This is a genomic window from Gryllotalpicola daejeonensis (genome assembly GCF_039538145.1).
Taxonomy (GTDB): domain Bacteria; phylum Actinomycetota; class Actinomycetes; order Actinomycetales; family Microbacteriaceae; genus Gryllotalpicola; species Gryllotalpicola daejeonensis.
On sequence record NZ_BAABBV010000001.1, the window covers coordinates 257,646 to 272,624 of the forward strand.

The window sequence follows — 14,979 nt, forward strand, 5'->3', positions numbered from 1 at the left end:
CACCCGAATCTCTTGCTGACGGAGAATGCCGCGAGCACGACCTGCTCAGGCGACGCGCGTCACGACCACGCCGGGGCCTGCGAGAGTGACGGATGCCTCAGCCTGCGCCGCCTCGCCGAGGGCAGCCACGTCGCCGAAGGACGCCGCGACACCGTGCTCTGCAGGCACCTCGATGCGCCCGGGCCGCAGCAGGGCGGTCACGCGCAGCTCGCCTCTCGTGAATGAGAAGGCGCCGGCGCCGGCATCCCACGCGACATCGACCGCGCGCATGCCCGCCGGAATCTCGCGGCGCAACTCGATCAGCCGGCGGTAGAGCGCGAGCAGCATGCGATGCGGCTCGCGCTCGGCCTCGCTCCAGTCGAGGTGCGAGCGCTCGAAGGTCGCCGGGTCTTGCGGGTCGGGCACCGTCGCAGGATCCCAGCCGTGCTCGGCGAACTCACGGGTGCGGCCCTCGGCGACGGCGCGGCCGAGCTCGGGCTCGGGGTGCGAGGTGAAGAACTGCCAGGGCGTCGTCGCACCCCACTCCTCGCCCATGAAGAGCATCGGGGTGAACGGCCCGAGCAGCACGAGCGCGGCGGCGGCCGCGACGAGCTCGGGCGAGACGAGCTGCGCGAGCCGGTCGCCCGCGGCGCGGTTGCCGATCTGGTCGTGGTCCTGCGCGAATGCCACCAGCCGCTCAAAGCCGATCTCGGGATCGAGCGGGCGGCCGTGATGCCGGCGGCGGAAGCTCGACCACGTCCCGTCGTGGAACCACCCCCGCTCGAACACCTTGACGAGGGCCTCGGGGGTGGCGAAATCGCGGTAGTAGCCGGTCGCCTCGCCGGTGACGTTGGCGTGGACGGCGTGGTGCACGTCGTCGTCCCACTGTGCGTCGAGGCCGTAGCCGTGCCGGGCGCGCGAGCGGATGAGCCGCGGATCGTTGAGGTCGCTCTCGGCGATCAGGGTGAGCGGGCGGCCGGCCTCGGCCTGCCAGCCGTCGACTGCGGCGGCCAGCTCTTCCAGCAGATGCACGGCGCGGCTGTCGCGCAGCGCGTGCACCGCGTCGAGCCGCAGCCCATCGACGTGCAGGTCGACGAGCCAGTGCCGAGCGTTGTCGACGATGTATCGCCGCACCTCGTCGGAGCCCGGCCCGTCGAGGTTCACGGCGTCGCCCCAGACGCCGGTCGCCCCGCTCAGGTACGGACCGAACTTCGGCAAGTAATTGCCGCTCGGCCCGAGGTGGTTGTAGACGACGTCCTGGATGACGGCGAGGCCCCGCGCGTGGCACGCGTCGACGAACCGCTGATAGACCTGCGGCCCGCCGTAGGGCTCATGCACCGCGAACCACAGCACGCCGTCATAGCCCCAGCCGTGCGTGCCGTTGAAGGCGTTGACGGGCAGCAGCTCGACCGCGGCGACCCCGAGCGAGACCAGGTGGTCGAGGCGGCCGATCGCGGCGTCCAGTGTGCCCTCCGGTGTGAAGGTGCCGAGGTGGAGCTCGTAGATGACGTTCCCGAGCACCTCGCGGCCGCGCCAGTCGCCGTCGCTCCATGCGTACGCCGCCGGGTCGAAGGGCGCGGAGAGCCCATGGACGCCCTCGGGCTGGCGGCGCGAGCGCGGGTCGGGGAACGGCCCCTCGCCGTCGACGAGATAGCCGTAGCGTTCGACGTTGCGAAGCGCTGGGGCACCGGCATCCGGCCCCCACCAGCCCTCGTCGCCGCGCACGAGCGCGTGCGTCACGTGGCCGGGTTCGGTGACGAGCTCGACGGATGCCGCATCGGGCGCCCACACGCGAAAATCGGTCACTCGGTCACCACCAGCGCGACCGGGTAGTGCGAGAAGAGCGTGCCGAGCGGCACGCGGCCGTCGAAGCGGCGCCCGGTCAGCTCGTCGCGGCCGCGCAGTGCGACGACGGTGTCGGCATTCCACCCGCCGTCCGCCTTGAGGGTCAGGGGAAGGCGGGTCGCGAGAGCGACGACTCCCTCGCGGTCGAAGGCGACGAGGTGGTCGGCCTTCGGGCCGTCGGCCCGAACCGGCTCGTACCCCCGCAGCAGCTCCGGGCGGTCGCGCCGCAGGCGCAGCGCGCGCGAGACCAGCAGCAGCTTCGCGGCTCCCGACCCGTCGACCGGCGGCAGCCAGCCGCCGTCGAGACGTGCGAGCAGCTCGGCGCTCGCCGCGTAGTCGACCGGGCGCCGGTTGTCGGGGTCGACGAGCGAGCGGTCCCACCGCTCCGTGCCCTGGTAGACGTCGGGCATGCCGGGGCCGAGCAGCTGCAGCAGTTTCATGCCGAGCCCGTTGCTCCAGCCGGCCGGGGTGATGCGCGTCGAGAAGTCCTCGATGAGCCGGTGCACGCGCTCGTCGTCGAACGCTGCGTGCACCAGCTCGACGAGCCGGGCTTCGAAGGCCTCGTCGCGGTGCAGCCACGACGTCACGTCGCCCTCCTCGCGCGCCGCCTTCAGGGCGTAGTCGACGAGACGCTCGGGGGTCGCCGGCCACGCGCCGAGCACCGCCTGCCAGACGAGCTCTTCGAGCGGGGCGTCGCCCGTGTCGACGAGGGAGCGCAGGCTGCGCACGAGCGCGGCCCACTTCCCCGGGATCTCGGCGATCGTCGCGATTCGCGCCCGGGTGTCCTCGCTGCGCTTCGTGTCGTGGGTCGTCAGCGTCGTCATGGACTCGGGCAGCCGCTCGAGCCGCTGCGCCTGCAGCTCATGGAACTGGTCGACGCCGACCGCGAACCAGGAAGGGTCGCCGCCGACCTCGTTGAGGCCGGTGAGCCGCGGGTAGCGGTAGAACGCGGAATCCTCGACGCCCTTGGCCATGATCATGCCGCTCGTCTGCTGGAATCGGGCGGCGCCCGGGTTCGCAGGGTCGCCGAGCGCGCGCGCGACGCGCGCGATCGCGTCGCCGAGATCAGAGCGGTGAGCGGATGCCGCAGCCGCGGCGCGCTCGAGGTGCTCGGCCCCGAACGGCAGGTAGGTGCGGTAGACGCCCAGGGCCGCCGCGAGTTCGACGATCGCGTCTTCGGTGCCGTCGTCCGGCGTCGCCCCGAGCTCGCGGGCGATGCGCGCCACGTCGGGGTGCAGCATGCCGCGGGCGACCTCGCGCTTCTGATCCGCGGCGATCGCGCGCCAGTCGAGCGGTGCGCCGGCCGATTCGTCGGCGACGCGGGTCAGCTCTGCCTCGCCGCGGGCGTCGATGAACACGCGGTCGATCAGCCGCAGGGCGTCGTAGCCGGTCGTGCCCAGGGCCGGCCATTGCGGCGGCAGCTGCTCGTCGCCCTCGAGGATCTTCTCGACCCAGATCGGTACGCCGTGGGCGGCGTCGGCGAGACGCTCGAGGTACTGGCCCGGGTCGCGCAGCCCGTCCGGGTGGTCGACGCGCAGGCCGTCGACGAGCCCGTCCTCGACCCAGCGCACGATCTCGCCGTGGGTGGCGTCGAAGACGCGCCGGTCCTCGACGCGCAGCGCGGCGAGGTCGTTGACGGCGAAGAAGCGCCGGTAATTCACCTCGTCGGGCCAGGTCCTCACACGCCCGTCGCCCGCCTCCCAGTCGACGTCGAAGAAGGCAGCGAACGGCGAGGCCTGCCCGTGCTCGAGCACGTCGCGCCACCACAGGTTGGCCTCGGGGTCGGCGACGCCCATGTGGTTGGGCACGATGTCGACGAGCACCCCCAGACCGGCGGCGTGCGCGGTCTCAGCGAGGAGCCGCAGCCCCTCGGCGCCGCCTCGCGAGGCATCCACCCGTCCGTGATCGACCACGTCGTAGCCGTGAGACGACCCGCTGGCCGCTTCGAGCAGGGGCGAGAGATAGAGCCAGTCGACGCCCAGTCGCGCAAGATACGGCACCTGGGCCGCGGCGTCGCGCAGGGTGAATTCTGAGGAGAGCTGCAGTCGGTAGCTGTTGGCCGGCACCTTCTCGACGTTACGGAAGCGCCGATCTCAGCGGCAGACCGTTGACAGGGCTACGTCGCGCTGATGACCCCGAAGGCGAGCAGAGCGGCGACGACGATCGCGAGCGCGACGCGGTACCAGATGAAGACGCTGATCGGGTGGCGCTGCACGAGGCGCAGCAGCCACGCGATCGAGACGTACGCGATGACGAGGCTGACGATGGTGCCGACGATCGTCGCACCCCAACCGACCGAGGCCGAGATGTCGCTCGCCGAGGTGAGCGCCTCGAAGCCGCCCGCGGCGACCAGCGCCGGGATCGAGAGGAAGAACGAGATACGGGTCGCCGCGACACGGTCGAGGCCGCGCAGCAGGCCGGCGCTGATCGTGGCGCCCGAGCGTGAGACGCCCGGCACGAGGCTGAAGCACTGCACGATGCCGATGAAGACGGCATCCGTCAGGTTCATCTTGGTCTCGTTGCGCTGCTTGAGCGCCACGCGCTCGGCGAACCACATGACCGCGCTCCACACGACGAGCGCGACGACGACGACCCACAGGTTGCGCAGCGGGCCCGAGATGAAGTGGCGGCCGAGAAAGCCGACGATGCCCACCGGGATCGTGCCGATGATCACGAACCACGCCAGGCGGTAGTCGGCGCCGCGCGCATTGCGGTTCGCGAGCCCGCGGAACCAGGCGGCGATGAGGCGCACGATATCGCGCCAGAAGTACACGATGACCGCGATGATGGCGCCGACCTGGATGATCGCGGTGAACGCGGTCACCCCCTTGTCGTTGACGTGCAGACCGAGCAGCTTCTCGGCGATCGTGAGATGGCCGGTGCTCGAGACGGGCAGGAACTCGGTGATGCCCTCGACGACGCCGAGGATGATCGCTTGCAGCAGGTTCACGCGGTAATCCTTTCGGGCGCCCTGTGAGAAAGGTCACAGGCGGCCGGGCCCAGGCTACCGGGCGCGCAGGCCGCGGGGCGTCAGGCGAGCTCGTCGAGCGCTTCGCGGCAGGTGCGGAAGATGCGGCTGCCGCCGAGCAGGCCGTGGTGCTCGAGGTCGACACGCAGCACGGCGCGCGCCCGGCAGTAGTCGATGGTGATGCCGCGTGCGGCGACGTCTGCGAGCACGCGGCGCAGCACGTCCGCGCCCGTCGCATCGATTCCCGAGATCGCTTCGCCGTCGAGGACGAGGTGGCGGATGCTGGGGCTGTCGCCCGCGGTGGCGAGACGGATGCCGCGCGCGAGCGTCGCGGCGCTCGCCGCATCGACGGGCGCAGCGAGGCGCACGATGACGATTCCCGGGGCGCTGGGGCGCGGCGGCGGGGCACCGGGGCGCAGCGTGGCGATCGCGCGCCCGTCGCCGTCGAGGACGTCGATGGGCGGCACGGATGCCCCGCGCAACAGCTTCAGCAGCCCGATGGCTGCGGCCGCCGCGAGCCCCCACAGCGGCCCGACGGCGAGTGTCACCGCGAAGGTAATGAGCGCGAGCAGGAACTCGCCCTTCGAGGCGCGCCACAGGGCGCGCGCGTCGCGCAGGCGCAGCAGCGGCCAGGTGGCCACGGCGGCGATCGCGGCGAGCACGGGGCTGGGCAGCTCGCCGAGCAGGTCGCCGCCGAAGACGACCAGCAGCAGCACCAGCACGGCGGCCACCAGCGTCGGCAGCTGCGCGTTCGACCGCAGCTCATCGAGGCGGGCGCGCCGGGCGGGTGACGGGCCGAGCGCGAAGCCGCCCGAGATCCCGCTCGCGGCACTCGCGATCCCGTAGGCGAAGCTGTCACGTGCACCGGCGCGCGCGTAGTCGGGGTCGCCGTCCTGATGCAGGGCGAGCGCGGCGAGGGCGATGATGAGGGCGCCGGGGGTGACGGCGAGCCACTGCCCCGCGTCGAGGTCCGGCACTCCGAGCGGCGGCCGGCCGCGCGCGACCGTTCCGAGGGTCGTCACCCCGCGCGCGCCGAGATCGAAGACGCGGTAGCTCGCGTAGGCGGCGAGTGCGACCGCGAGCTCCCACGGCAGGCGCCGGGCGATGCGCCGGCCGATCAGCAGGATGAGCAGCGACCCCGCGGCGACGGCGATCGCCCAGACATCCGCCGCGCCGAGCCGGGCGATGAGCGCACCGGCGTGCTGCAGGAAGCCGTCGGCTGAGGCCGCCGTCACGCTCGTGGCCAGCCTGATGCCGAACATCGCCGCGATCTCGCGCACCAGGAAATCGAGGACGACCGCGGTGGTGACGCCGAGCAGCACGGGGCGCGGCAGCAGCAGGGTGAGGCGGCTGAGGCCGAAGATCGTGGTGAGCACGTAGGCGCCGCCTGCGGCCAGCGCCTGTGCTGCGGCCAGCTCGAGGTAGGTGCCCGTCGCGGGGTGCGCGAGCGGCGTGAGGGTCGCCGCGATGAGGGCCACCACCACGGCGTCGGGCGCCGCGGTGAGGCGCCCGGTGGTGGCGAAGACGGCGAAGACGACGCCCGGAACGATGAGGGCGTAGAGACCCGCGACCGGCGGCAGTCCGGCGAACTGGGCGAAGGCCATCGCGACCGGTGCCGAGGTGGCGGCGAGCGGGATGCCCATGAGCGCCTCACCGCGCCAGCCGCGCCTGGTCGTGCCCGCGAGCAGTGCCATGGTGCCCATTCTGCTGGGGCGGCGGCGCCGGTGTCGGAGGCACATGCGAGACTCGTGTGGGCTTGCTGGGTGTTCGAGGCAGGTTCGATGTGATCCGATTTTCTCGCCTTGACATATTCGAATGCTGATTCGAATATGGATGGGTGGGGATGGCTCAGCGGAACACGGTCGAGATGGGTGGTGGCGCCCTCGAGAAGGCGCAGGCCGATCTCGAGCGCATCCGCGAGCTCAAGGCGCGCATCTCGGGAATGGAGCGCACCAAGCTCGACACCCGCGCGCTGCCCACGTTGCCTGCCTTCCTGTCGCTGCTGCCCGGCGGTGCGCTGCAGGCGGGCTCCGCCTATTCGGTCGCGGGGTCGATGACGCTGATGATGGGGCTGCTGGCCGCCGCGAGCGCCGACGGCGCATGGTGCGGGGTCGTCGGTGTGCCCGAGTTCGGCGCAGAGGCCGCCGCGCACTTCGGCATCGAGCTCGGGCGCCTCGTGCTCGTGCGCGAGCCCGGTCGCGCGTGGCTGCCGGTCACGGCCGCCCTCGCCGATGCGCTCACGATCGTCGTCGTGCGCCCCGGTGACCGGGTGAGCGATACGGATGCCGCGAAGCTCGCCGCCCGGCTCAGGCAGCGTGGCGCCGTGCTGATCTCGTTGCTGCCGGAGGGGGCGCCGGCGTGGCCGGGCTCCGAGACGACGCTGAGCGTGACCGAGAGTCGCTGGGTCGGCATCGGGCGCGGGCACGGCTACCCGCGCGAGCGGCTCGTGACGGTGCGCTCCGAGGTGCGGGGCGGGCGGCCGCGGGTCGCGCAGCTGCGGCTGCCGGGTGACTACAGTCGCGAGGCTCGGCCTGCGGCATCCGTGCCCGCCCTGCATTGGGAGCGCGTGTCATGAGCTCTGCTCTGTCGGGCGACGCAGGCCAGGGGTCGCTCACGCGCTCGATCGTGCTGTGGTGCCCCGACTGGCCGATCAGGGCGGCGCTGCTCAAATACCCCTCGATCGCCGAGAGCCGCATCGCGCTGATCGAGAAGGGGCTCGTCTTCGCCTGCTCGGCAGAGGCGCGCGCGGCAGGGGTGCGCCGCGGCCTGCGGGTGCGCGAGGCGCAGGCGCGCTGCCCAGGGCTCATGGTGCTTCCGTACGATCCGCAGGCCGATGCGCGGTTCTTCGAGCCGCTGCTGGCGGCCATCGAGCAGACGGTGCCCGGCGTGCAGCCGATCCGCCCCGGCATGTGCGCGCTGCGGTCGCGCGGCCCTGCGCGCTACTACGGCGGCGAGGCAGAGGCGGCCGAGGTGCTGCTCGGCGTGCTCGCCGACCACGGGGTGCCCGACGCGCAGGCGGGGGTCGCAGACGGCCCCTTCGCGGCAGAGCAGGCGGCCAGGCATCCGTCGGCAGCTCATGGCTCTGGGCCGGCCGTGCTCATCGTGCCAGAGGGCGGCTCCCCCGCTTTCCTCGCCGGGCTGCCCGTGCAGGTCATGGGCGACGACGGGTTCACGGCGCTGTGCCGCCGGCTCGGGTTGCCGACGCTCGGGGCGCTCGCGGGCATGGCGGCCGACGAGCTCGTCGAGCGCTTCGGCGTGACGGGTGCGCGGGTGCACGCCCTCGTGACCGGCCGCGATGGGCAGGTCGTCGTGCCGCGGGCGCCGCAGCGGGCGCTCGAGCGGCGACTGATCTTCGACGAGGGGCTCGACCGCGTCGACCAGCTCGCCTTCGCCGCCCGGCAGACCGCCGACGACGTCATCGCGGGGTTGACCGAGGCGAAGCTGGTGGCGACCGCGGTGACGGTGACGATCCAGACCGAAGACGGCGCGGAGAACTCGCGCACCTGGCTGCACCCGCGCTGGTTCACGGCGGCAGACCTCGTCGACCGGCTGCGCTGGCAGCTGCAGGGGGTCGGGCCGGGCACCGGGGCGCTCGAGGCGCCTGTGGTGCAGCTCGTGTTCGCGCCGGAGAGCGTCGATGCGGCGCACCACCACGAACAGGGCCTATGGGGCGACGCCCCCGACGAGCGCGTGCACCATGCGCTCTCGCGCGTGCAGAGCATGCTCGGGCACGACGCCGTCGTGACCCCCGCGCTCGGCGGTGGCCGACTGCTCGACGACCGGCAGGTGATGGTGCCGTGGGGCGACCGCTCCCCCGCCGGAACGGCCGAGCGCGCCGGCCAGCCGTGGCCGGGGTCGCTGCCCGACCCGCTGCCCGCGACGGTCTTCCTGCCGCGGGTGGCCGTCGCGCTGCTGACCGAGGGCGGCGAGCCGGTGTCGGTGTCCGACCGCGGGCTCGTCGAGGGCGAGCCCGCCCTGTTCGCCGCCGCCCCCGGGGCGCGGCCGGTCGGATCGCACGCCGAGGCGCTCCGGCTCGCCCGGCCGATCGGCGGCTGGGCCGGCCCGTGGACCGTCGATGAGCGCTGGTGGGACGCGGCGACCGCGCGCCGGGTGCACCGCTTCAGCGTCATCGACGCCGACGGCACCGCGTGGCTGCTGCTGTTCGACGGCAGCCAGTGGCTCGCAGAGGCGCGCTATGACTAGGGGGCGGTAATGGGCTTCAACAACCCGCCGATCCCGTGGTCGGAATTCGAGCGCAAGCTGTCGGGCCGCCGCGGGAAGGCAGGGCCCGATCTGGATGCCGACGGGGGTGACTCCCCCGCCTGGACCAGGGTGCGGCTGCCGGTCACTCCGCGCCGGCTCGACTACGAGACCGGGCCGTACGTGCCGTACGCCGAGCTGCACGCGCACTCCGACTTCAGCTTCCTCGACGGTGCAAGCGATCCAGAGGCGCTACTCGAAGAGGCGGCGCGGCTGCGCCTGTCGGCGCTGGCGATCACCGACCACGACGGGCTCTACGGCGTGGTGCGCATGGCAGAGGCGGCCGAGGCGTACACGGGCCAGGTCGCGACGGTGTTCGGCGCCGAGCTCTCGCTCGGGCTCACCGAGCCGCAGAACGGCGTCGCGGACCCTGAGGGGTCGCACCTGCTCGTGCTCGCGCGGAAGCAGGAGGGCTACCACCGCCTCGCCGCGGCCATCACCGACGCGCAGCTCGCGGGCGGCGCTGAGAAGGGGCGGCCGATCTACGACCTCGCCGCGCTGCCGGGCATCGCGCGGGGCGCATGGCTGGTGCTGACCGGGTGCCGGAAGGGCGCGGTCCGGCAGGCGCTCGCGTCGGGCGACGGCTCAGGACTGAATACGGATGCCGCAGGGCGCGAGCTCGACCGCCTGATCGAGCTCTTCGGCCGAGACAGCGTGCTGGTCGAACTGTTCGACCACGGCGACCCGCTCGCGAGCGTGCACAACGACGCCCTCTACGAGCTGGCGCAGCGGCGGAAGCTGCCCGTGGTCGCCACCGGGAACGTGCACTACGCGAAGCCAGCCGACCGGCCCCTCGCCACCGCCATCGCCGCGGTGCGGGCGCGCCGCAGTCTCGACGAGCTCGACGGCTGGCTACCGGCGGCGGGGGCGGCGCATCTGCGCAGCGGGGCCGAGATGGCCCGGCTGTTCGCGAGGTACCCCGGGGCGGTCGAGACGACCGTCGACGTGGCATCCGATCTCGCCTTCGAACTGCGCACCGCGAAGCCGCGCCTGCCTCAGCAGAACGTGCCGCCCGGCGAGACCCCGATGAGCCATCTGCGAAAGCTCGTGGAGGCCGGCATCGCCGAGCGCTACCCCGAGGGCAGCCGGCCGGCGCCGCTCGAAGACATCAAGAAGCGGCTCGACCACGAGCTGAAGGTCATCGAAGACAAGGACTTCCCCGGCTACTTCCTGATCGTGCACGACATCGTGCAATTCGCGAAGCAGCGCGGAATCCTCTGTCAGGGCCGCGGCTCGGCGGCGAACTCCGCGGTCTGCTACGTGCTCGGCATCACGGCGGTCGACGCGATCTTCTACCGCCTGCCGTTCGAGCGCTTCCTCTCGTCACTGCGCGAAGAGGAGCCCGACATCGACGTCGACTTCGACTCGAAGCGGCGGGAAGAGGTCATCCAGCACGTCTTCGAGAAGTACGGCCGCCGCAACGCCGCCCAGGTCGCGAACGTCATCAGCTACCGGCCCAAGGCGGCGGTGCGCGACATGGCGAAGGCGCTCGGGCACTCCCCCGGCCAGCAGGACGCGTGGACGAAGCAGGTCGAGGGCTGGGGCGCTCACATCTCGACGGACACCGGCCACGACATCCCCCAGCCCGTCATCGATCTCGCCATGCAGCTGATGCACGCGCCGCGGCACCTCGGCATCCACTCGGGCGGCATGGTGCTCACCGAGCGGCCCATCGGCGAGGTCGTGCCGATCGAGCACGCCCGCATGGACGGGCGCACGGTGCTGCAATGGGACAAGAACGACATCGAGTGGATGGGGCTCGTGAAGTTCGACCTGCTGGGGCTCGGCATGCTCGAGGCGATCCAGTACATGTTCGACCTCGTGCGCGACCGCGTCGGCGAGGCGTGGGATCTCGCGACGCTGCCCAAGGAAGAGCCCGCCGTCTACGACATGCTCTGCCGCGCCGACGCCATCGGGGTGTTCCAGGTCGAGTCGCGCGCGCAGCTCGGCACGCTGCCGCGGCTCAAGCCCCGGCGGTTCTACGACCTCGTGATCGAGGTGGCGCTGATCCGGCCCGGGCCGATCCAGGGCGGGGCGGTGCACCCCTACATCCGGCGCCGCACGGGCGTCGAGCCGGTCACCTATCTTCACCCGAAGCTCGAGCCGGTGCTGCGGCGCACCCTCGGCATTCCGCTCTTCCAAGAGCAGATCATGCAGATGGCGATGGCCGTCGGCGGCTGCTCGGCCGCCGACGCCGACCAGCTGCGGCGCGCGATGGGTTCGAAGCGCGGCGTCGAGAAGATCGACACGCTGCGCGCGAAGCTCTTCGAGGGCATGGCGAGCAACGGCATCACGGGCGCTGACGCCGAGAGCATCTACGAGAAGATCGAGGCCTTCGCGGGCTTCGGCTTCGCCGAGAGCCACTCGTTGAGCTTCGCACTGCTCGTCTATGCGAGCTCGTGGCTCAAGCTGCACTACCCCGCGGCGTTCCTCGCCGGCCTGCTGCGCGCCCAGCCGATGGGCTTCTACTCCGCGCAGTCGCTCACGGGCGATGCGGTTCGCCACGGGGTGCGCGTGCTGAACGTCGATCTGATGCGCTCGAACGTGCACGCCGATTTGGAGGCGCTGACGGATGCCGGCGCCGCGGCGCCCCCCACAGGAATGGACGAGTGCCTGCACTGGCGTGCGACGGGCTCAGGCGACCCCGACGTGCTCGACGAGACGACGCCCTTCGACCCCAGCGCCCCCGACGAGTCGGCGGCGCACCGCCGCGACGGGAACTTCGCCGTCAGGCTCGGCCTCGCCGAGGTCAACTCGATCGGCGAGGCCATCGCAGAGCGCATCGTCGCCGAGCGATCACTCGCGCCGTTCGCCGATCTGCACGATCTCGCCCGCCGGGTGGGGCTGAATGCGACGCAGCTCGAGTCGCTCGCGGCCGCCGGGGCGTTTGAGTCGCTGGGCCTCAGCCGCCGAGAGGCGGTCTGGCAGGCTGGCTCTGCCGCGCGCGAGCGCCGCGACTATCTGCCGGGTACCGCGGTCGTCGTGCAGCCCCCGCTGCTGCCGGTGCTGAGCCCCGCGGAGCAGGTCGTCTACGACCTCTGGGCGACGGGGGTCGCACCCGGCGACCACCCCATCCGGCACGTGCGCGAGGTGCTCCGGGGCGGGGGCGTGCTCTCGGCCGTCGACCTGATGACGGCAGAGCCTGGCCGCCGAGTGCAGGTCGGGGGCGTCGTCACGCATCGGCAGCGGCCGGCGACGGCATCCGGCATCACCTTCTTGAATCTCGAAGACGAGACCGGCCTCATGAACGTGATCGTCTCGGTCGGCGTGTGGCAGAAATATCGCCGGGTCGCGCGCGAGGCCCCGGCGATGGTCGTACGCGGCATCCTCGAGCGCAGCCCGGAGGGCGTGATCAGCATCGTCGCCGACAAGCTCGAGCGGCTGCCGCTCGCGGCGAAGACGAAGTCCCGCGACTTCGGGTAGTGACGGTCATCGATCCCGTGGGCCCGTCTCGCCCATGGCCGCAGATCGGGCTACCGCGGCTCGAGCGCGCTGGCGGTCGACGCGGTGGACGCGGTCGACGAGCCTGACTGAGTTCGACCGGCGAGCGCGAAGAACAGCACGCCGAGAGCCGCGTCCACAAACAGGCAGCTCGCGAACGCGACGCCACCCGATCCGAGGGCGGTGTAGAGCGCGCCGAGCACCGCGACGCTGAGCGCGGTGGCCAGCTGCTGGGCTGTCATGAACAGCCCGCTCGCAAGTCCGGCGATGTGGTGAGAGACCGAGCTCATCACCGTCGAGATGAGCGGCGTGAACATGACAGCCTGCGCTGCCCCGAAGACGAAGAGCGCCGGTTGCAGCAGCGCTTCGTTCGGAGTCGGCCACTGCACAAGGAGGATGATCGCGATGAGCACCAGCATCGCCACCTGCACAGCCGCGCCGAAGCGCATCCTGGCCACCGGCCGCCACACCGCGGCAAGGCGTGGCGCGAGCGTTGCAGCGATGAGGAATCCCACAGCGAACGGCACGAGCGCGACGGCGGCCCCGAGCGCCGAGAAGCCCATGCCGTTCTCGGCGCTGAGCGAGAACAGGTAGAAGAACGCACCATAGCCGCTGAAGAAGATCGTCGTCATCGCGAGGCCGGCGAGCAGGACGGGCTCGCGCAGGGCGGCGGCTGGCACGAGGGCGCGGCTCTCATCGATGCGCCGTTCCCAAAGCGCGAAGGCGATGAGCGTTGCGGCGGACACGCCGAACAGGGCGATTGTCCACCACGGCCAGCCATGCTGCGGGCCGAGTGAGAGCGGCAGCAGGATCGTCGCGATTCCGATTGCGAACAGCACCGAGCCGACCGGGTCGAGTCCCGCGGTATGCGCCGAACGGGTGACGGGCACCGAGCGCGTGCACACCACCACGAGGATGCTGATCGCAGCGATGACGACGAACAGGGCACGCCACCCCTCGGGTGAGAAGGATGCCAGTGCGCCGGCCACGAGCAGGCCGGCGGTCGCCCCCGCCGCCACCGCGAAGGCGTAACCCGCCAACCATCGCGCGCGATCCACTCCGGTCGCAGCGTGCTGGATGGTCGAGAGCACCTGCGGCAGCATCAGCCCCGCGGCGACGCCCTGCAACACTCGGGCAACGAGCAGCGCGAATCCTCCCGGTGCGGCAGCGGCGGCGAGAGACGTCGCCGCGAGAGCGACGAGACCGAGCCGGAACAGCATCCGACGTCCCACGCGATCGCCCAGCCGGCCCCCGAACACCAGTGAGGACGCGAAGCCGAGCGCGAAGAGACTGACGACCAGGCCCGCGGTACCGGCGTCCAGGTGCAGCCGTGCCGCGATCTCGGGCAACGCGATCGTGGAGGCGCCGAAGACGAAGTTCCCCAGCATGCCGCCCAGCAGCAGCACGATGGCTCCGGACGTGGACAGCGTGGAGGCGCGCTCGGCGTTGTCGTCGGCGATCGCAGAGGTTTCGTTCATGACTCCATCCGAATGCCGAGCTATCCAGGTATCCAGTGCGTGCTTATCCTGGTAGTCATGGCACCTGGGCAGAAGACCGCCGCACGCAACGAGCTCGGCTCATTCCTGCGCAGCCGGCGCGAGCGCATCACACCCGATCAAGTCGGCCTTCCTGCGGGCGGCAGACGCCGCACCCCTGGGCTGCGCCGCGAGGAAGTCGCCATGCTCGCCGGAGTCGGCGTCACCTGGTACACCTGGCTAGAGCAAGGCCGCGACATCTCTCCATCCCCCGGGGTGCTCGACGCGATCGCCCGCGCGCTGCGGCTGGACTCCGATGAACGCGAGCACCTATGGTTGCTCGCGGTCGGTCGTGGAGCGGGCGAGCCAGACCCGAGCGGAGGGGTCGTGACCGAGGGGCACCTCGCCCTGCTCGCAGGGCTGATGCCGACCCCCGCGTGCATCCAGACCGATAAGTTCGACATCTTGGCGAGCAACGCCTCGTATCGGTTCCTGATCGACGACCTCGACAAAGGATCCGTCGCCGATCGCAACTGCATGGTGCGCGCCTTCCTCGACCCGGTCTGGGCGGCCGCCTACCCCGACTACGAGGAAGCCACGGCGCGCATGGTGGCGCGATTGCGCTCGGCGCTTCCCCGCCACCTCGATGACCCGTCGTGGACCGCCCTCGTCGAGCGGATGCGCACCGAGTCGCCGCGGTTCCGCAAGCTTTGGCAGCAGCGCGAGGTCGTCACCTCGACGGCTCCTCAGCAGGTCTTCCGCAGCCGCCGGGTGGGCACGGTCCGGGTGCACTTCATCCGGCTCTGGCTCGAGAACACACCCTCCGTGCGGCTCATCTCCATGCAGCCCGTCACCGCAGCGGACGCCCGGAGGCTGGCGCGCCTCGCCGAGCTCGTCGCCGATGAGCCGGTCGTGACGACCAGGCCGTCGGTAGCAGCACAGCTGCCGGTCCTCGCGGCCTGATTGGTCGGCAGGGCTGGCGCGGCTGAAGTCAACCGCTCAGACTGAGCC

At 71.8% G+C, this 14,979-nt stretch carries 9 protein-coding genes; 4 read left to right on the forward strand and 5 right to left on the reverse strand.

Annotated features, from left to right (window positions below; all coding sequences use genetic code 11):
- Positions 1–45: 45 nt before the first annotated feature.
- The 4 genes from treZ to ABD736_RS01375 all read right to left on the reverse strand — a co-directional run bounded on the left by treZ (position 46) and on the right by ABD736_RS01375 (position 6,486).
- Complete coding sequence (treZ, locus tag ABD736_RS01360) at positions 46–1,785, reverse strand: malto-oligosyltrehalose trehalohydrolase (RefSeq protein ID WP_344789946.1); 1,740 nt, start codon at positions 1,783–1,785, stop codon at positions 46–48.
- Entirely contained in the window at positions 1,782–3,890 is a 2,109-nt protein-coding gene (gene treY, locus ABD736_RS01365) for a malto-oligosyltrehalose synthase (RefSeq protein WP_344789947.1), read from the reverse strand. Before treY ends, treZ begins: the two co-directional genes overlap by 4 nt.
- 50 nt (positions 3,891–3,940) lie before the next feature.
- Positions 3,941–4,774 carry an undecaprenyl-diphosphate phosphatase gene (locus ABD736_RS01370; protein ID WP_344789948.1) on the reverse strand — a complete coding sequence of 278 codons (834 nt, stop codon included), beginning with the start codon at positions 4,772–4,774 and terminating at the stop codon, positions 3,941–3,943.
- An 80-nt stretch (positions 4,775–4,854) separates the two neighbouring features.
- The gene (locus ABD736_RS01375) at positions 4,855–6,486 is read right to left on the reverse strand and encodes a SulP family inorganic anion transporter (RefSeq protein ID WP_344789949.1); all 1,632 of its coding nucleotides are present in this window, start codon (positions 6,484–6,486) and stop codon (positions 4,855–4,857) included.
- Between the two features lie 149 nt (positions 6,487–6,635).
- On the opposite strand from ABD736_RS01375, the gene ABD736_RS01380 reads away from it, so the two are divergent.
- From ABD736_RS01380 to ABD736_RS01390, 3 genes are read left to right on the forward strand one after another with little or no spacing between them, the layout of a single operon-like run.
- The gene (locus ABD736_RS01380; RefSeq protein ID WP_344789950.1) at positions 6,636–7,367 is read left to right on the forward strand and encodes a hypothetical protein; all 732 of its coding nucleotides are present in this window, start codon (positions 6,636–6,638) and stop codon (positions 7,365–7,367) included.
- Positions 7,364–8,995: a DNA polymerase Y family protein gene (locus ABD736_RS01385; RefSeq protein ID WP_344789951.1), complete on the forward strand. Its 1,632-nt coding sequence runs from the start codon at positions 7,364–7,366 to the stop codon at positions 8,993–8,995. The genes ABD736_RS01380 and ABD736_RS01385 overlap by 4 nt, the downstream gene beginning before the upstream one ends.
- Positions 8,996–9,004: 9 nt before the next feature.
- On the forward strand, positions 9,005–12,475 hold the full coding sequence (locus ABD736_RS01390) for an error-prone DNA polymerase (protein ID WP_344789952.1): 3,471 nt from the start codon (positions 9,005–9,007) through the stop codon (positions 12,473–12,475).
- 50 nt (positions 12,476–12,525) lie between these two features.
- On the opposite strand, the gene ABD736_RS01395 is transcribed toward ABD736_RS01390, so the two are convergent.
- Complete coding sequence (locus tag ABD736_RS01395) at positions 12,526–13,971, reverse strand: MFS transporter (RefSeq protein ID WP_344789953.1); 1,446 nt, start codon at positions 13,969–13,971, stop codon at positions 12,526–12,528.
- A gap of 57 nt (positions 13,972–14,028) precedes the next feature.
- Here ABD736_RS01395 and ABD736_RS01400 point away from each other — a divergent pair, with 57 nt between their 5' ends.
- Positions 14,029–14,931 carry a helix-turn-helix transcriptional regulator gene (locus ABD736_RS01400; RefSeq protein WP_344789954.1) on the forward strand — a complete coding sequence of 301 codons (903 nt, stop codon included), beginning with the start codon at positions 14,029–14,031 and terminating at the stop codon, positions 14,929–14,931.
- The last annotated feature ends 48 nt before the right edge of the window (positions 14,932–14,979 follow it).

Bases quoted from the DNA above. Each gene is read 5' to 3' on its own strand.
- ABD736_RS01395 (WP_344789953.1), bottom strand. From the start codon at position 13,971: ATGAACGAAACCTCTGCGATCGCCGACGACAACGCCGAGCGCGCCTCC.
- ABD736_RS01375 (WP_344789949.1), bottom strand. From the start codon at position 6,486: ATGGCACTGCTCGCGGGCACGACCAGGCGCGGCTGGCGCGGTGAGGCG.
- ABD736_RS01390 (WP_344789952.1), top strand. From the start codon at position 9,005: ATGGGCTTCAACAACCCGCCGATCCCGTGGTCGGAATTCGAGCGCAAG.
- ABD736_RS01380 (WP_344789950.1), top strand. From the start codon at position 6,636: ATGGCTCAGCGGAACACGGTCGAGATGGGTGGTGGCGCCCTCGAGAAG.
- ABD736_RS01400 (WP_344789954.1), top strand. From the start codon at position 14,029: ATGGCACCTGGGCAGAAGACCGCCGCACGCAACGAGCTCGGCTCATTC.
- ABD736_RS01385 (WP_344789951.1), top strand. From the start codon at position 7,364: ATGAGCTCTGCTCTGTCGGGCGACGCAGGCCAGGGGTCGCTCACGCGC.